Below are 17335 nucleotides of genomic sequence, written 5' to 3'. Positions count from 1 at the left end.
CATGGCAGCTTCCACCGAAACCGGTCATCCGAACGTGCTTGGCAAGGCCGTCCGGGAAGGCGTGTTCGCGGGCGTCGTCGCCTTCCTCATGTTCCTGCTGTTCGTCGGCATCGAGACCTATCAGGACATCAACAACGCGCTGGTCTGGCGCACTCGCTGGGGTCTTCTGGCCATCTTCGTGCTGGTGGCGGCGGTCAGCCGTTTCTTGAGCGTCGGCTTCATCAAGCCGCATATCGATCGCCGCAAGCTCGCCAAGGCAAAGAGCGGCGTTCTCGAAATCTCCGAGCAGAAGAGCTTCTTCCACCGCCATTTTCTCAAGATCGCGCTGGTCTTCCTGCTGGTCTATCCCTTCCTGTCGCTGCTGATCGTCGGCAAGCAGGGATCCCTCAAATATGTCGACAATTTCGGCATCCAGATCCTCATCTACGTGATGCTCGCCTGGGGCCTTAATATCGTCGTCGGCCTCGCCGGTCTGCTCGATCTCGGCTATGTCGCCTTCTATGCGGTCGGCGCCTATTCCTACGCGTTGCTGTCCTCCTATTTCGGCTTCTCCTTCTGGCTGCTCTTGCCCATGTCGGGCATTCTGGCCGCGCTCTGGGGCATCATCCTGGGCTTCCCGGTTCTGCGTCTAAGGGGAGACTATCTCGCCATCGTGACGCTCGCCTTCGGGGAAATCATCCGCCTTGTGCTGATCAACTGGACGGACGTGACCAAGGGAACCTTCGGGATCTCGGGCATCGCCAAAGCGTCGTTCTTCGGCATCTGGTCGTTTGATACTGGCAGCGCCAACAGTTTCGTTAAGGCGTGGGGCCTGTCGGCATCCTCGGTCTATTACAAGATCTTCCTGTTCTACGTGATCCTGGCGCTCTGCATGCTGACCGCCTATGTCACGATCCGGCTTCGGCGCATGCCGATCGGCCGGGCCTGGGAAGCCCTGCGTGAAGACGAGATCGCCTGCCGCTCGCTCGGCATCAACACGGTCACGACCAAGCTGACCGCCTTTGCGACCGGCGCGATGTTCGGTGGTTTCGCGGGCTCCTTCTTCGCCACCCGCCAGGGTTTCGTATCACCGGAAAGCTTCGTCTTCCTGGAATCGGCGGTCATTCTGGCAATTGTCGTTCTCGGCGGCATGGGTTCGCTCACCGGCATCGCAATCGCCGCGGTGGTGATGGTGGGGGGCACCGAAGTGCTGCGCGAAATGTCCTTCCTCAAGGTTGTGTTCGGGCCTGACTTCACGCCGGAACTCTACCGCATGCTGCTGTTCGGTCTGGCGATGATCATCGTCATGCTGTTCAAGCCGCGCGGCTTCGTCGGATCTCGAGAACCGACCGCCTTCCTCAAGGAGCGCAGAGCCGTCTCGGGTAGCTTCACCAAGGAGGGCCACGGCTGATGGCTCTCGGAACGACGACAATGACGAATGACACGATCCTCAAGGTCGAACACCTGTCGATGAAGTTCGGCGGCCTGATGGCGATCAACGACCTGTCGCTGGAGGCCCGGCGCGGCGAGATCACCGCGCTGATCGGCCCGAACGGCGCCGGCAAGACCACGGTGTTCAACTGCATCACCGGCTTTTACAAGCCGACAATGGGCATGCTCACCCTGCAGCGCAAGGACGGCAAGGAATACCTGCTGGAACGCCTGCGGGACTTCGAGATCACCAAAGTGGCGGGCGTCGCCCGCACCTTCCAGAACATCCGGCTGTTCTCGGGGCTGACGGTTCTCGAGAACCTGCTCGTGGCACAGCACAACGCGCTGATGAAGGCGTCGGGCTATACGATCCTCGGTCTTCTTGGCCTGCCGGCTTATCGCAAGGCGGTCGATGCCTCGATCGAGAAGGCGAAATACTGGCTCGACAAGGCCGATCTGACCGATCGCGCCGACGATCCTGCCGGCGATCTTCCCTATGGCGCACAACGGCGGCTCGAAATCGCCCGCGCAATGTGCACCAATCCGGAACTGCTGTGCCTCGACGAACCCGCCGCCGGCCTCAACCCGCGCGAATCGGCGGCGCTCAACACGCTGCTGCACCAGATCCGCGACGAAGGCGTGTCGATCCTGCTGATCGAGCACGACATGTCGGTGGTCATGGAGATTTCCGACCATGTCGTGGTGCTCGAATACGGCCAGAAAATTTCCGACGGTTCGCCGGACCATGTAAAGAACGACCCACGAGTGATCGCCGCTTATCTCGGCGTCGAGGATGACGAGGTGGAAGAAGTGATTGCGGAAGAACTCGATGGGGGCACGCGCTGATGGCAGCTGAATCCCTTCTGAAGGTCCAGGCTGTCGAGACCTATTACGGCAATATCCGCGCGCTCGCAGGCGTCGATGTCGAAGTCAACAAGGGCGAGATCGTCAGCCTGATCGGTGCCAACGGCGCCGGTAAATCCACGCTGATGATGACCATCTGCGGCAGTCCGCAGGCTCGCAGCGGACAGGTGATCTTCGACGGCGAGGATATCACCCGCCTGCCGACGCATCTGATCGCACGCCGCCGCATCGCCCAGTCTCCCGAAGGCCGCCGCATCTTTCCGCGCATGACCGTCTACGAAAACCTCCAGATGGGGGCAGGTCTCGACAACCTCAAATATTTCAATGAGGATGTCGAGAAGATCTTCACGCTCTTCCCGCGGCTGAAGGAACGCCAGACGCAGCGCGGCGGCACGCTTTCGGGCGGCGAACAGCAGATGCTGTCGATCGGGCGTGCGCTGATGGCACGGCCGAAGCTGCTTTTGCTCGACGAACCGTCGCTCGGCCTGGCGCCCTTGATCGTCAAGGGCATTTTCGAGGCGATCAAGAAGTTAAACCAGGAAGAGGGGCTCACCGTCTTCCTCGTCGAACAGAACGCTTTCGCAGCGCTCAAACTTTCAGACCGCGCCTATGTGATGGTCAACGGCAAGGTGACGATGAGCGGTTCCGGCAAGGAACTTCTTGCCAATCCGGAAGTGCGCGCCGCCTATCTTGAAGGCGGACGGCATTGATCGCAGAGGTTGTTATTTCGACAGCCGGGGGAATTTAAGATGCAGGGACTGTTTTTCGAAAGCGATACCGGCGTCCGGTACCTTTTGCGTTTCCTCGTGCTGGTCATCGGCTTCTGGACCGCCTGGCGGGCCGGGAAGGCGGCCGCCGAGGGCTGGAACAACTATCTGACGGTGGTGGTCTATACGCTTCTGCTCGGCGTGGTGATGCGTTTTCTGCATTTCGCGCTGTTCCAGGGGCCATTCATCGACGCCTTCTATTACATCCTCGACGTGGTCATCCTGCTCGTCTTTTCGAGCGCCGGATACCGCATTCGCCGGACGCGTCAGATGGTGCAGAATTACTATTGGCTCTATGAGCCGACTTCGGCTTTCTCCTTCAAGAAGAAAGATTGACAGCCGCTCTTTTCTGTCCTCAGATTAGCCCCGGGTTGAAACAATAAGTAACCTAGAGTGGAACAATTCCGGCGCAGTGATGGTGGGTATTGCGCCCGGTTTCGAAAAACCTGCTCACCTAAAAAATTGGGAGTAACTCGATGAAGAAGTCTCTTCTTTCTGCGGTTGCGCTGACGGCCATGGTCGCCTTCAGCGGTAGCGCATGGGCCGACATCATTATCGGCGTCGGCGGTCCGCTCACGGGCCCGAACGCCGCCTTTGGTGCGCAGCTCCAGAAGGGCGCCGAACAGGCAGCAGCCGACATCAATGCCGCCGGCGGCATCAACGGCGAAAAGATCAAGATCGTTCTCGGTGACGACGTTTCGGATCCGAAGCAGGGTATCTCGGTTGCCAACAAGTTCGCGTCCGACGGCGTGAAGTATGTGGTCGGCCACTTCAACTCGGGTGTATCGATCCCGGCTTCCCAGGAAGTCTATGCCGAAAACGGCATGCTGGAAATCACCCCGGCTGCAACCAACCCGGTCTTTACCGAGCGCGGCCTGTGGAACGTCTTCCGCACCTGCGGCCGCGACGACCAGCAGGGCGGCGTTGCCGGCGCATACCTCGCCGACAAGTTCAAGACTGCCAAGATCGCCATCATCGACGACAAGACGCCTTACGGTCAGGGCCTTGCCGAAGAAACCAAGAAGGCGATGAACGCCAAGGGCGTCAAGGAAGTCATCCGCGAAGGCGTCAATGTCGGCGACAAGGACTTCTCGGCCCTCATTTCCAAGATGAAGGAAGCCGGCGTTTCGATCATCTACTGGGGCGGTCTCCACACCGAAGCCGGCCTGATCATTCGTCAGGCCAAGGACGCCGGCCTCAAGGCAACGCTCGTTTCGGGTGACGGCATCGTCTCGAACGAACTTGCCTCGATCGCCGGCGACGCCGTCGAAGGCACGCTGAACACCTTCGGCCCGGATCCGACGCTGCGCCCTGAAAACAAGGACCTGGTTGCCAAGTTCAAGGCTGCCGGCTTCAACCCGGAAGCATACACGCTCTACTCCTACGCTGCCGTTCAGGTCATCGCTGAAGGCATCAAGGCCACCGGTTCGGCCGATGACGCCGAAGCCGTTGCCAAGACGCTGCACGAAAAGGGTCCGTTTAAGACCGTTCTCGGCGATCTCGCCTTCGACGAAAAGGGCGACCCGAAGCTTCCCGGCTACGTCATGTACGAGTGGAAGAAGGGTCCGGACGGCAAGTACAGCTACTTCCAGCAGGGCAGCTAAGCCCTTATCGGCCAAACCGCATTTTCAGGGGAAGCCCGGCCAAAAGCCGGGCTTCCTTGCGTTTGGCCGGTGATTGCGGCAACCGGCAATGGGCCGGTCTTTCGTCTGCTCCGGGGACGATCCATGTCTGCAGAAGATTTTTTCGGCAGGTATTCCAATGCGATGAGAGAGGTCATGGCCCCTTTTCGTCCCCGCATCCTTCGTTTGCGGGACAATCGTCCCGTCATCGGATGGGAACCGGGTTCGCGAACCGGCCTCCTTCTCCTCGGGTTTTCGGCTCGGTTCCGGTGATGGTCGATGAAGTGGTCTGACGAGGGCTGGGAAATCCTCCAACGATCACCGAAGCGGCCGGGGCAGGCAGACCAAATCTACCTAACACCCCACATACTCCTGCCTGCCCCGTTCCCAACCATGCCGGCGCCGCCGGCGTGGCTAAACGTGTTGGCGGCCGTTATCAGGACGCTGCCTTTTTCTGTCTTGCCTTGAGCCGAAGCCCTACTCGCCGTGCAGCACATGCGCGGCCTTGACCGCGGCCGACGCGCGGTTTTCGACGCCGAGCTTCACATAGATCTGTTCCAGATGCTTGTTCACCGTGCGGGACGAAAGACCGAGGATATCGCCGATGTCCCGGTTCGACTTGCCCTTGGCGATCCAGAGCAGCACTTCGGACTCGCGCTGGGTCAGCGGAAAATGCCGGCGCAGCACTTCGTCGTCGGGTCGTTTGTTGGTGGCCGTCAGACGGAAGAGGTGTTCGTCCGCTCCGATTGCGCCGAGGAAGGAGAAATGCAGGCTCGCCTGGCCGTCCTCCATGAGGGAGAAAGCGGCATCGCGGGCAAAACTCGGCCTGTCCCGTTCCGCCATCCAGGCGCTGATCCGCTGGGCAACGATGTCGAGGCCGTCGTCGCTGCCGGTCGCGGCGTTGATCAGCCGCGTCGCCTGCGGCGTCGACCAATGGATGGCACCATTGGCCTTGACCGCGAGCAGGTGGCGGCCGGCGGCGTCGAGCGCCACGCGGGCGCTCTGCGCCGAGCGGGCATTGGACAGATGCACGCGAATGCGGGCGCGCAGTTCGTCGATGTTGATCGGCTTCGTCAGGTAATCCACGCCGCCGGAATCGAGCGCGTTGACCACATGTTCGGTTTCGGTCAGGCCGGTCATGAAGATGACCGGCACCTGAGCCACGGCGCCGTTGATCTTGAGCCTGCGGCAGGTTTCGAAGCCATCCATGCCGGGCATGACAGCATCGAGCAGGATCAGGTCCGGCGTGATGCGCTCGACGATGTTCAGCGCCGCCTGGCCGGAGGTGGCGATCAGCACCGAAAAGCCGGACTTTTCCAGCGCTTCGGTGAGGAAGCCGAGCGCTTCGGGGCTGTCGTCCACCAGGAGGACGATGTCGCGCGGCAGGGCAGTCTCAGCCATCACTCGTCCTTTCTGGGGCAAGGCGTGTCAGGAAATTCATGTAGCCGGCAAGATCGAAGGCCTGCACGTAGGTGCCGAGTTCTTCCGCGAAGGATTTGTGTTCCTCCTGCTTGGCGAGATCGGCGAGCTTCGCTTCGATACCGCGGACGTAGCCGATTTCGCCGAGCCGCAAAAGGTCCTCGATATGGTTCGTCCCCGGACTTTTGATCGGCTTCCTGAGGCTTGTCGGAACGGCAAGCGAAGTATCGCTCTCATAAACCCAGACAAGGCCGAGATGGGCAGCCAGCTTGTCTGCGAGACGGCGGATGTCGACGGGCTTGGCGATCGCATCGTTATGGCCTTCGTCGCCGGAGCTTGCGCCGGAACTGTCGCCGATATTTGCCGAAAGCATGACGATCGGAGCTGTCTGGCCGATCTCGCGGAGCCGACCGACGAGCTGCCAGCCGCTCATGCCTGGCATGGAGATGTCGACCAGGAAGAGGTCCGGCGTCACGCCCTCGATCAGCGTCAGGCAATCCGGCCCGCTGTTGGCCGTCAGCACCACGAAATCCATCGGCACGAGCAGTTCGCGCATAAGGTCGCGGTGATCTTCGTTGTCGTCGACGACCACGATGGTGCGCCGCGGGCCGGTATAGGAGACGATCTTCTTTTCCGCGGCCGGCGCCGTGTTGGGCCGCTCGACCGCCGACAGCATCAGCCTCACCTTGAAGATAGACCCTTCTCCCTTGGTGCTGGCGACGGCGATTTCGCCGCCCAGCGTGTTGGTGAGGAGCTGGGTGATCGTAAGCCCGAGGCCAAGCCCCGGCATCGGGCGGATGCTTTCGGCCTCGCCGCGCTGGAAGGGTTCGTAGATGCGGGAGAGATCCTTCTCGGCTATGCCGCGGCCGGTATCGGAAACGGTGAAGGTCGCGACCTGGCTGCGGTAGGCGACCTCGAATCTCACCTTGCCTTCGTCGGTGAACTTGATCGCATTGGAAAGCAGGTTGACCAGGATCTGCCTCAGCCGCTTTTCGTCGGTGCGTACATATTGCGGCAGGGAGCGCGCCCGCTCGTGCTCGAACTCCAGCCCCTTGGCCTGCGCCTGCAGCCCGAACATCTCGACGATCTGGTCCAGAAAGTCCTGGATATTGATCTCGTTGGAATAGACCTGCAGCCGGCCGGCCTCGATCTTGGATATGTCGAGCAGCCCGTCGATCAGGCCGGAAAGGTGATCGGCGGAGCGCTTGATGACCTTGATCGCCGATTGCCGCGGCGGGGGGATTGTTTCGTCGCGTTCGAGGATCTGCGCATATCCCAGCACGGCGTTGAGCGGCGTGCGCAACTCGTGGGACAGACCGACGACATAGCGGCTCTTGGCGCGGTTGGCGGCCTCGGCCGTCTCCTTGGCGTCCTGAAGTGCCGCGTCCGTCTTCTTGTGGGCGGCGATTTCCTTGAGGAGCAAGGTGTTCTGACGGGAGGATTCCTCCTCGGCCACCACCCGGCTGTCATGGGCGAGCACGTAGAACCACGAAACGATGCCGGCGATGATCGCGAAGACGAAGAAGACGATCGTCACCGTCCCATAAATAACCTCGGCATTGGCGGGTGTGGCCCGGCCGACCTGGTGGGCGATCATCGCCAGGATCGCGCCAATCGCAGAGACGGACAGCACAGCGGTGGTTGCGTAACGCCCGAGGCGGGTGGTGAGCCGGGCGATGACGCTTTCTGGCAGGACCGTGCGGGCGACGCTGCCGATCTGGGTATTGAGCCGGGCGCGCGGCTTGCACATGTCGTGGCAGCGGCTGTCGAGCGAGCAGCAGAGCGAGCAGATCGGTGCCGCATAAGCCGGACACCAGGCCATATCCTCGTGCTCGAACGGATGCTCGCATATGGAGCAGGTGATCGAGCCCATGGCTTTCCAGCTCTGCCGCGGTTTTCTCGCGAGGTAGAACTTGCCGCGGGTGGCGAAGGCGATTGCCGGAGAGATGACGAATGCGATGAGCGTCACATAGGTGGCGAGCGAGGCCATCAACGCGCCGAACAGGCCGAAATGGGCGGCCAGCGCCACGCCGGCGGAGCCGAACATTGCGCCGAGCCCGACGGGATTGACGTCGTAGAGATGGGCGCGCTTGAACTCGATGCCCGGAGGCGCAAGACCAAGTGGCTTGTTGATGAAGAGGTCTGCCGAAATGGTGCAGAGCCAGGCCATGGCGACGATCGAAAAGACGCCAAGTGTGGCTTCCAGCAGCCGGTAGATGCCGAGCTCCATCAGCAACAATGCGATCAGCACGTTGAAGACAAGCCAGACGACGCGGCCCGGATGGCTGTGGGTCAGCCGCGAGAAGAAATTCGACCAGGCGAGCGAGCCCGCATAGGCGTTCATCACGTTGATCTTGAGCTGCGAGACGACCACGAAGGCGGCCATCAAAAGCAGCGCCGCGGTTTCGTTCGGGATCATGTAGCCGAACGCCGCCAGATACATATGGGCCGGGTCGGCGGCCTCGCCGATCGGCACGCCTGTCGAGAGCGTCAGGACGGCCAGGAAGGAACCCGCCAGGAGCTTCGGCACCCCGACGACCACCCAGCCGGAACCTGCAAGGAAAACAGCGAGCCGATGGCGCCATTTCCGCAAGCCTTCCGGGGGCAGGAAGCGGAGGAAGTCGACCTGCTCGCCGATCTGCGGCATCAGCGCGAGGATGACGGCCGAGGCGGCTCCGAATTCGAGGAGGTCGAAGGGCGCCGCCCCGCCAACTTCGGCATTCGAATGATTAATTCCGGCAAAGGCGCGCCAGAGGTCGAACTTTTCCCAGTCCAGAAAGGCGATGAACACGAAAGGCAGGACGTTCAGCACGATCCAGAAGGGCTGCGTCAGCAGCTGGAAGCGGGAGATCAGCTGCACGCCGTAGATGACGAGCGGGATCACCACGGCGGCGCTGATCATGTAGCCGATCCAGGGCGGAATGCCGAAGGCAAGATCGAGCGCGCCGGTCATGATCGAGGCTTCGATCGCAAACAGCATGAAGGTGAAGCTCGCATAGATCAGCGAGGTGATGGTCGAGCCGATGTAACCGAAGCTCGCGCCGCGGGTCAGAAGATCGATGTCGACCCCGTGGCGGATCGCGTAGCGGCTGATTGGAAGGCCGATGACGAGCATGGCGATGGCGGCAGCGACGATTGCGAAGAAGGCGTTCGTGGTGCCGTAGGAGAGGGTGATCGCTCCGCCGATCGCCTCGAGCGCCAGAAAGGAAATCGCCCCGATCGCCGTCTGCGAAATACGGCTGGAGGAAAAGCGGCGGGCGCTTTTGGCGGTGAAACGCAGCGCATAGTCTTCCAGCGTCTGGTTGGCGACCCAACGATTGTATTCCCGTCGGACCGGGATGATGCGTTGCCGCGCTGCCATGCCTAATTTCTAGCACCTTGAGGGAGAAGACTGTCTATTAGGCACTTTCAGCTGTGGCGCAACGTTTTGCAAGCAGGCTTTCGCATTTGCGAAGCTTAGGTTCACTTCCACCGGCTGTTTTCGGACGTGCTGATACTTGTTTATTGATTGTGAGGAGAACTGCGGACCTTCTGCCACAGCCGTAGCTATAATGTTCCAGGCCGCCACAACTGCGACACAGACGCTTGCAAGCTGGAACATGACATCCCATGTCAACAAACGTTAACCCAGGCGGAAGAGGTATGGCGGCAAGTGCCTTTAACGCTTTACATCAACCAAATTGTCAGGCGCATTTCCGTGAAACCGTCATCCACCACCATCCCTGAACCTGAACAGAGTTTCGGTACCTCCGGCATTGCGCCGATGGAGCGTCCGAGCCCGGTCACCCGTTTCTTCATGTCGATCGTCGCCTGGGCGGAACGATTGAATTTCAAGTACGCAAAACTGGGCAATCCGCCGGTTTACGACAACGCCACGTTTCCCTGGGCTGCAGAAATCGAAAAGGCGGCGCCGGCGATCCGCGCCGAGCTCGACCAGATCCTTGTTCGCAAGGACGAATTGCCGACCTTCCAGGACATTTCCACCGACGTGAAGACGATCTCCACCGACAGAGGCTGGAAGACCTTCTTCCTGCTCGGTTTCGGCGTGAAATCCGAACAGAACATCCGGGCCTGCCCTGAAACCTGGAAGGCGATGCAGAATATCCCCGGACTGACGACCGTGATGTTCTCGATCTTCGAGCCGGGCAAGCACCTGCCGCCGCACCGCGGCCCGTATAACGGCGTTCTGCGGCTGCATCTCGGCCTGATCGTTCCCGAGCCGCGCGACAAGCTGGCGATCCGCGTCAAGGACCAGGTCTGCCATTGGGAAGAGGGCAAGGCGCTGATCTTTGACGACGCCTATGAACATGAGGCGTGGAACCATACGGACAAGACGCGGGTGGTGCTGTTCGTGGACTTCGTCAAGCCGCTGAAATTCCCTGCCCGGCTGGTGAACTGGCTGCTGATGCACATGGCGATCTTCACGCCCTTCATCAGGGAGGGCCTCGATAACCACAAGGAATGGGAAAAGAAGTTCTACGCCCAGGCGGAAGCATGGCGCAATCGCCCCGACGCGAAAGACTGAGCGAGCTCGCGTGAATCTCGGCAATGCCGTATGTAGTCCATGCGGCATTGCCACCTAGCGCATCAGCGGCCAGAGCGTCGCGGCGAGCAGCAGGCCCATCGTGATGTTGAACCATTTGAGTTTTTGGGGATCGGACAGGAAGCGTCGCAGCATCACACCGAAACCCGCCCAGATGGACACGGTCGGCAGGTTGACGACCGCGACCACGAGCGTAACCAGCGTCACCGAGAGAAACGGGTTTGCCGCATTCGCGTAGGCCGCCATGGCCGTCAGCGCTGCGATCCAGGCCTTTGGGTTCACCCATTGGAAGGCGGCAGATTCCAGGAACGTGAGCGGCCGGGCGGCTTCCGCATTGCCGTTTGAGACGGCCCGCGACATGCCGATGCGCCAAGCGAGATAGAGCAGGTAGGCGCCCCCTGCTATCTTCAGCCCCAGGCCGAGCGGCGGATAGGCTGTCATCAGCGCTCCCAGTCCGAAACCGACCGCCAGCAATACCGAGGAAAAGCCGATGGTGATGCCGAGGATCTGCGGCACCGTTCGCCAGAAGCCGAAATTCGTGCCTGAAGCGAGCAGCATGAAATTGCTCGGTCCAGGCGTCACCGAGCCGACAAGCGAGAAAAGTCCGATTGCGAGCATGGTCTCATAGGTCATGGCAAAATGCTCCCGTCGCGGGAGAGGGCCTCCCTGCGGTGTTCAAAGGTTCGGATTGCAGATCGGTCGGATCAGAGGTGCCGGATGCTCAGCCTGCCGCCCCATTTGCCGTTCAGGTAGTCGCAGACGAGCCGCCGATGGCAGTGATGCGGCTTGTCCTCCGAACAGAGCAGACAGGAGCCTTCCAACTCATCCGGCTTCAAGTGACTTTCCACCTTGCGTTCCGCCATCAAGCTCATGAAATCGTTCTGGAAGATGTTCCAGTCACCCTTCTCTTTCTTGAAGAAAGTCATGAGCTCTTCGGTCGGCGCAAGCAGGGGCTCGTGCCTGTAGGCCGCACCGCAGATCGTCCTCAGGAAGAAGGCGAGGTCATCGGATTTGGCAAAACCGGCAAGTTGCGAGGTGTTGTGAAGCCGTACGTCGATCATTCTTTCTACCCCGGCGCTTTTGATCCGGCCAAAAAAATCCTCGGCCGTCGTCTTGGTGAAACCGATCGTGGTGACGTCTATGCTCATGCCGGTGCCCCATGCCTTTGTGCCATCATGGCGGAACGCGGTATCTCCTGCTATTGTCAATATTGACATTCTGGATATGGATCTTGCCATGAAGCTGCAGGTGCTTGCTTTGGACGGTGTTTTCGATACCGGGCTCTCGGCCATCCTCGACGTCTTCACGACCGCCAACGAACTTGCCGCGATGCTGTCTCTGAACGTGCCGCCGTTCGAGGTCTCCGTCGTCGGGATGCGGAAGAAGGTTCAGACCTCGCAGGGTTTCGTCGTGCCGATTTCCGATCCGGTCTGTACAGCCGCAGGCGGGTGGCTCGTTGTGCCTGCGCTCGGTTACAAGGTGCCCGATCTGCTGCTGCCTGCGCTGGAGCGGCCGGACGTTCGGGATGCGACCGCAGCGCTCCGCGAGGCGAGGGACGGTGGCGTAAACATTGCCGGCGCCTGTATCGGTACGTTCGTGCTTGCCGAATCCGGGCTGCTTGACGGACAGAAGGCAACGACCACCTGGTGGCTCGCGCCGCTCTTTCGCCAGCGTTACCCCGCCGTAAATCTGGAAGACGGAAGCATGCTGGTTAAGTCCGGTCCGCTCGTGACGGCAGGTGCCGCGCTCGGCCATCTGGACATGGCGCTCTGGTTGGTACGGCAGGCGAGCCCCGAGCTTGCGGGCCTGGTTGCCCGCTACCTCATCGTCGACAACCGGCCGGCGCAGTCGACCTATGTCATTTCCGACCATCTAGCGCATGCCGACCCGTTGGTGGAGAAGTTCGAGCGCTGGGCTCGCGCCCGGCTTTCGGAAGGCTTTTCGCTTGACCAGGCGGCCGATGCCGTCGGCGCCAGCAAGCGCACGCTCGCCCGCCGCCTGGAGCAGGTGCTCGGCAAAACGCCGCTCTCCTATTTCCAGGACCTGCGTGTCGAACGCGCCGTGCATCTCCTGAAAACCAGCGGCAAGAGCCCGGATGAGATCGCTCCACTGGTGGGTTACGCCGACGGCGTGACGCTTCGGGCGCTGCTGCGCCAGAAACTCGGTCGCGGAGTGCGTGAACTGCGAATGGCCGAGTGACGGTTCGTCAGATTTCCTCGCGCTTCAGCAGATAGTCCAGGCCGCCCAACCGGAACCAGCGGTAGTCATAGGCATCGAGCAGAAGGCGGTGGCGGCCTTTCCCGTCGGCGCGGCTGTTGCCGCCATCGGCGATGTCGATCAGCAGATGCCCTTCCGCTCCGATGCCCGCGTCGAAGTGAATTTCTGCTGGCCTCGACAAGAGGTTATGCACCGTCAGAACCGAGTTGTTGCGCCAGTCAAATCGGAGCGCCAGCACGCCGTCGTCGCCGGTATCCACCACCGTGCATTCGCCCCAGCCGATTTCGGGCGTCTCCTTGCGCATGCGGATCAGCCGCTCGGTCCAGTTGAGCATGGACTCGGCCTCCCGCTTCTGATCGGCGACGTTGACATAGCAGTATCCGAAGGGACCTTCCTTGATGACGGGCAGTATCGGTTTGTCGCTCTTGGTGAAGCCTCCGTGCGGTTCCGGGGACCATTGCATCGGCGTGCGGGCGCAGTTGCGCTCGGGCAGGCTAAGGTCGTCTCCCATGCCGATCTCGTCGCCGTAACGGATGACCGGCGTGGCCGGAAGTGAGAACATCAGGCTGTAGGCGAGTTCGAGCCGGCGGCGATCGCCCTCCAGCATCGGCGCGAGCCGGCGTCTTATGCCCCGGTGATAAAGCTGCATCTCCTTCTCGGGTCCGAATTCCTCAAAGACCTTTTCCCGCTGCTTCTCCGTCAGCCTGCCCAGATCGAGTTCGTCGTGATTGCGCAGGAAGATGCCCCATTGGGCTGTGGCGGGTTTCTCACGCGTCGCATCCAACGCCTTGGCAAGCGGGCGCGAGTCTCCACTGGCCATGGCATAAAACAGCGCCTGGTTGACGTGAAAGTTGAACATCATCTGCATGCGGTCGCTGTCGTGGCCGAAATACTGGAGATTGGTCTTCGGCACGACATTCGCTTCCGCCAGGAAAATCGAATCCCCAAGCCGCCACTGCAGGAATTCGCGGAAGCCGCGCAGCATCTCGTATTGCGGCTGAGGCCGCTTCACCTCCGCTCCCTTCTGGGCGATCACGAAGGGCACGGCATCGACCCGGAAACCGGAGACGCCAAGCTGAATCCAGAAGCCCATGATCTTCAGGATTTCCGCCTGAACCTCCGGATTGGACGTGTTGAGGTCGGGCTGAAAATGGTAGAAGCGATGGAAATAATATTGCTTCGCCTTCTCGTCATAGGTCCAGGTGGTTTCCTGCACGCCCGGAAAGACCATGCCCTCGTCGGCATTGCCCGGCTTTTTGTTCGACCAGATATACCAGTCGCGGAAAGGCGAGTCCGGGCTGCTTCGCGCCTGCTGGAACCAGGGATGCTGGTCCGATGTGTGGTTGACGACGAGGTCGATCAGCACCCGGATGCCGCGCTGCTTGGCGCCGTGGGTGAATTCAACGAAGTCACCGAGCGTGCCGTAGCGGGGGTCGACGTTGTAGTAGTCCGAGACGTCGTAGCCATCATCCAGTCCAGGCGAGGTCTGGAACGGCATCAGCCAGATGGCATTGACGCCGAGGCCGGCAAGGTAGTCGAGGCGCCGCTCCAGCCCCTCGAAGTCCCCAACACCGTCGCCATTGGCGTCCATGAAGGTCTCAACGGAAAGGCAATAGATGACGGCGTTCTTGTACCAGAGATCGTTGATCACGGTGCGCTCCTCGAATGGGCTGGTTCGGGGAGGGCAATTGCTCAGCGCGGGAATTGTTCCAGGCGTAGGACCAATGCCGCATGAAAGCGGGCCTTATGGCCCCGTCCTCTCAATCGCTGGGGGATCGAACGCGCCTATTCGATCAAAAGTAGGCCCCGCTTGCTGTCGCCGTCAAACGTGTTCATCGCCGAAAACAGACGTTCCGTCTCGACCAGCCAAGGCTTGTAGTTCTCGTTGACATCGAGAACGAACACCATGTCTTGCGCCTCAAGATATCCTCCAACCGGAGAATGATGGCCGGCACCTGCGCCGAAGATTTTCTCTCGCGTGAAGTTGACGATGTAGCGGCGGGCGGGGTCGTTTGCCCGCTTCATATGCTCGCGAAACTCGTCGGCCGTCAGGTTGCGCAGAACCGTGACCTTCCGCTGTGTTTTCATCTTCGCAAGACCAGCGAGCTCATCCAGCGTCAGCCCCATTATGCAAAGCCCGGTCCAGCACAGGCCGGTTCCATCCAGAACCTCGGCCTCGGTCTTTTCCTCTTCGCCGACGGAACGGAACGTGTTGGCGATGCTCGCCGGCCCGCACCGCGATGCATTTGTTTGCCAGGCGATATTCCGATCAAATGTTGCCGCCACAGGCAGCTTCCAGGCGGTCTCGATCAGTTCCGGAACACGGATGACCGAGGATTGGATCGCTTCCGGCGGGACTTTGGTCTGGCTGGCGATGAAGCCTGCGGTGCCGACGAGCACACCGGCGGCGGCAACTATGCCAAGAAAGAAGGCGCGCTTCATTTCGATGCTCCCGAAGCACGGATGGTCACCGGACAATGAGCCTGGAGACAGCCGCCATCAAGATATCCATACGGCGGATGAGGGATCGCAAACTCGTACTGCGGAGTGAATTCACCCCGCGCGGTCGCTGCGGATCGGATGCCAGATCGAAATATCGCGAGGACCGGCGAGGAGTTCGGGAAGGGCCGCGTGCCATGCCTCCCGATAGGGGCGCTGCAATTGCACGTCCAATACGTCCTGATGATCCTCCCATGTCTCGTAAAGCATCATCCGGTTTTCGTTTTCTGGATCGGCATGCAGCACCGCCTGGTGAAACATCGGCTCGTGCCGCATCGCGTCCAGCACGCCGTCGAGCAGCGTCATGAAGCGCTCGCGCTCGCCCGGAAGAATATCGAAACGGATGACATAGGTGACAGGCATGGCTGATCCTTTCTTTTTTCTACGACCGGAATAGCCTTGCAGGAACGGCAGGTCGATTACCTCCGAGGTCATAACGGTGGCTCACACCCTTCCCGCTTCTCCCCCTGCGGTACGTCATTTTACGTATGTGGTTTTGCGATGCAGCGCCCGATAGTCGCTTAAGCAACGGTTAAGGTTTTCGTTGCGGACGAACGAGAAGAGGGGTTCGAACCAATGACTTTCAAAGCAAAGTTTGCTGGCGCATTGCTCGCCACCGTCATGTCGACGACGGCGCTTTCCGGCGCCTTCGCCGCAGACGACACCATCAAGATCGGCGTTCTGCACTCGCTTTCGGGCACCATGGCCATCTCCGAGACCACCCTCAAGGATGTCATGCTGATGCTCGTCGAGGAGCAGAACAAGAAGGGCGGCGTGCTGGGCAAGAAGCTCGAAGCCGTCGTTGTCGACCCGGCATCCGACTGGCCGCTGTTTGCCGAAAAGGCCCGCCAGCTCATCTCCCAGGACAAGGTGGCTGCCGTCTTCGGCTGCTGGACTTCGTCTTCGCGCAAGTCCGTCCTACCGGTCTTCGAGGAGCTCAATTCGATCCTCTTCTACCCGGTCCAGTACGAGGGTGAAGAATCCTCGCGCAACATCTTCTACACGGGTGCCGCGCCTAACCAGCAGGCCATCCCGGCTGTCGACTACCTGGCTGAAAGCGAAGGCGTGCAGCGCTGGGTTCTGGCCGGCACCGATTATGTCTATCCGCAGACCACCAACAAGATCCTCAAGGCCTATCTGATGTCGAAGGGCGTTGCCGAATCCGACATCATGGTGAACTATACGCCATTCGGTCACTCCGACTGGCAGACCATCGTCTCCGACATCAAGAAGTTCGGCTCCGCCGGCAAGAAGACCGCCGTCGTCTCCACCATCAACGGCGATGCCAACGTTCCCTTCTACAAGGAACTCGGCAACCAGGGCATCAAGGCCGAAGACATTCCGGTCGTGGCCTTCTCGGTCGGTGAAGAAGAGCTTGCCGGTCTCGACACCAAGCCGCTCGTCGGCCATCTCGCCGCCTGGAACTACTTCCAGTCCGTCGACGCCGAGGTCAATGCCGATTTCATCAAGGAATGGAAGGCCTTCACCAAGAACGACAAGCGCGTCACCAACGACCCGATGGAAGCCGCCTATATCGGCTTCAACGCCTGGGTAAAGGCCGTCGAAGCCGCTGGCACCACCGATACCGACAAGGTTCTGGACTCGATCATCGGCGTTTCCGTTCCGAACCTTTCGGGCGGCACATCCACCGTCATGCCGAACCATCACATCACCAAGCCGGTGCTGATCGGTGAAATCCAGGCGGACGGCCAGTTCGAAATCGTCCAGGAAACACCTGCCGTCGTTGGTGACGAATGGTCCGATTATCTGCCGGACTCCAAGAACCTGATCTCCGATTGGCGCAAGCCGATGTCCTGCGGCAACTTCAACGTTGCTTCCGGCAAGTGCGGCGGCAAGGGCAGCTGATTCTAACTGGTGAAACCTGAGGGCTGGGGGGTGAGCCCCCGGTCAGACCCTCTCCCCGACCTGAACCAGGTCGGGGAGAGGGAATTGCGGCGTCGCCGCCAGTTGTTCCTTCGGCCTCAGGGTTTCAG

The 17335-nt window shown here is 60.7% G+C and carries 15 protein-coding genes; 8 read left to right on the top strand and 7 right to left on the bottom strand.

Annotated elements, in window-relative coordinates:
• Nucleotide 1 precedes the first annotated feature (1 nt).
• The 5 genes from livM (at nt 2) to EDE05_RS06800 (ending at nt 4645) form a co-directional block, all read left to right on the top strand.
• The gene (livM, locus tag EDE05_RS06820) at nt 2-1390 is read left to right on the top strand and encodes a high-affinity branched-chain amino acid ABC transporter permease LivM (protein ID WP_105372989.1); all 1389 of its coding nucleotides are present in this window, start codon (nt 2-4) and stop codon (nt 1388-1390) included.
• Nucleotides 1390-2256 carry an ABC transporter ATP-binding protein gene (locus EDE05_RS06815; RefSeq protein WP_105372988.1) on the top strand — a complete coding sequence of 289 codons (867 nt, stop codon included), beginning with the start codon at nt 1390-1392 and terminating at the stop codon, nt 2254-2256. Before livM ends, EDE05_RS06815 begins: the two co-directional genes overlap by 1 nt.
• A complete protein-coding gene (locus EDE05_RS06810; RefSeq protein WP_105372987.1) occupies nt 2256-2984 on the top strand; it encodes an ABC transporter ATP-binding protein in 729 nt (242 codons plus the stop codon). The genes EDE05_RS06815 and EDE05_RS06810 overlap by 1 nt, the downstream gene beginning before the upstream one ends.
• 39 nt (nt 2985-3023) lie before the next feature.
• Complete coding sequence (locus EDE05_RS06805; protein ID WP_105372986.1) at nt 3024-3377, top strand: DUF6867 family protein; 354 nt, start codon at nt 3024-3026, stop codon at nt 3375-3377.
• 140 nt (nt 3378-3517) lie between these two features.
• Nucleotides 3518-4645, top strand: a complete 1128-nt coding sequence (locus EDE05_RS06800; protein ID WP_105372985.1) for a branched-chain amino acid ABC transporter substrate-binding protein — start codon at nt 3518-3520, stop codon at nt 4643-4645.
• Between the two features lie 495 nt (nt 4646-5140).
• Here the strand turns inward: EDE05_RS06800 and EDE05_RS06795 are convergent, their stop codons facing one another.
• Together EDE05_RS06795 and EDE05_RS06790 are read right to left on the bottom strand one after the other, a co-directional pair.
• Nucleotides 5141-6064 (bottom strand): response regulator transcription factor, encoded by a 924-nt coding sequence (locus tag EDE05_RS06795; protein WP_105372984.1) that lies wholly within the window; start codon nt 6062-6064, stop codon nt 5141-5143.
• Nucleotides 6057-9443 (bottom strand): ATP-binding protein, encoded by a 3387-nt coding sequence (locus tag EDE05_RS06790; protein ID WP_134100596.1) that lies wholly within the window; start codon nt 9441-9443, stop codon nt 6057-6059. The genes EDE05_RS06795 and EDE05_RS06790 overlap by 8 nt, the downstream gene beginning before the upstream one ends.
• Before the next feature lie 336 nt (nt 9444-9779).
• Here EDE05_RS06790 and EDE05_RS06785 point away from each other — a divergent pair, with 336 nt between their 5' ends.
• A complete protein-coding gene (locus EDE05_RS06785; protein ID WP_245422926.1) occupies nt 9780-10607 on the top strand; it encodes an aspartyl/asparaginyl beta-hydroxylase domain-containing protein in 828 nt (275 codons plus the stop codon).
• Between the two features lie 54 nt (nt 10608-10661).
• Here EDE05_RS06785 and EDE05_RS06780 read toward each other — a convergent pair whose 3' ends face one another.
• Complete coding sequence (locus EDE05_RS06780) at nt 10662-11258, bottom strand: LysE family translocator (protein ID WP_105372982.1); 597 nt, start codon at nt 11256-11258, stop codon at nt 10662-10664.
• A gap of 71 nt (nt 11259-11329) precedes the next feature.
• Nucleotides 11330-11773: a DUF488 domain-containing protein gene (locus tag EDE05_RS06775; RefSeq protein ID WP_105372981.1), complete on the bottom strand. Its 444-nt coding sequence runs from the start codon at nt 11771-11773 to the stop codon at nt 11330-11332.
• An 88-nt stretch (nt 11774-11861) separates the two neighbouring features.
• On the opposite strand from EDE05_RS06775, the gene EDE05_RS06770 reads away from it, so the two are divergent.
• Entirely contained in the window at nt 11862-12824 is a 963-nt protein-coding gene (locus EDE05_RS06770; RefSeq protein WP_132409277.1) for a helix-turn-helix domain-containing protein, read from the top strand.
• A gap of 7 nt (nt 12825-12831) precedes the next feature.
• On the opposite strand, the gene EDE05_RS06765 is transcribed toward EDE05_RS06770, so the two are convergent.
• The 3 genes from EDE05_RS06765 to EDE05_RS06755 all read right to left on the bottom strand — a co-directional run bounded on the left by EDE05_RS06765 (nt 12832) and on the right by EDE05_RS06755 (nt 15704).
• Nucleotides 12832-14493, bottom strand: coding sequence for an alpha-amylase family protein (locus tag EDE05_RS06765; RefSeq protein ID WP_105372980.1), 1662 nt, complete (start codon nt 14491-14493; stop codon nt 12832-12834).
• A 134-nt stretch (nt 14494-14627) separates the two neighbouring features.
• Nucleotides 14628-15284 carry a phytochelatin synthase family protein gene (locus EDE05_RS06760; protein WP_105372979.1) on the bottom strand — a complete coding sequence of 219 codons (657 nt, stop codon included), beginning with the start codon at nt 15282-15284 and terminating at the stop codon, nt 14628-14630.
• Nucleotides 15285-15395: 111 nt separating this feature from the next.
• Complete coding sequence (locus EDE05_RS06755) at nt 15396-15704, bottom strand: putative quinol monooxygenase (RefSeq protein ID WP_105373067.1); 309 nt, start codon at nt 15702-15704, stop codon at nt 15396-15398.
• 213 nt (nt 15705-15917) lie between these two features.
• Between EDE05_RS06755 and urtA the strand changes: the two genes are divergently transcribed.
• A complete protein-coding gene (gene urtA / locus EDE05_RS06750) occupies nt 15918-17207 on the top strand; it encodes an urea ABC transporter substrate-binding protein (protein ID WP_105372978.1) in 1290 nt (429 codons plus the stop codon).
• Nucleotides 17208-17335 lie beyond the last annotated feature (128 nt).

The sequence above is a fragment of the Neorhizobium sp. R1-B genome (assembly GCF_004368875.1).
GTDB classification, from domain to species: Bacteria; Pseudomonadota; Alphaproteobacteria; order Rhizobiales; family Rhizobiaceae; genus Neorhizobium; species Neorhizobium huautlense.
Note: the sequence above shows the minus strand (reverse complement) of the source record. Positions and strands in the feature narration are given on the sequence as shown.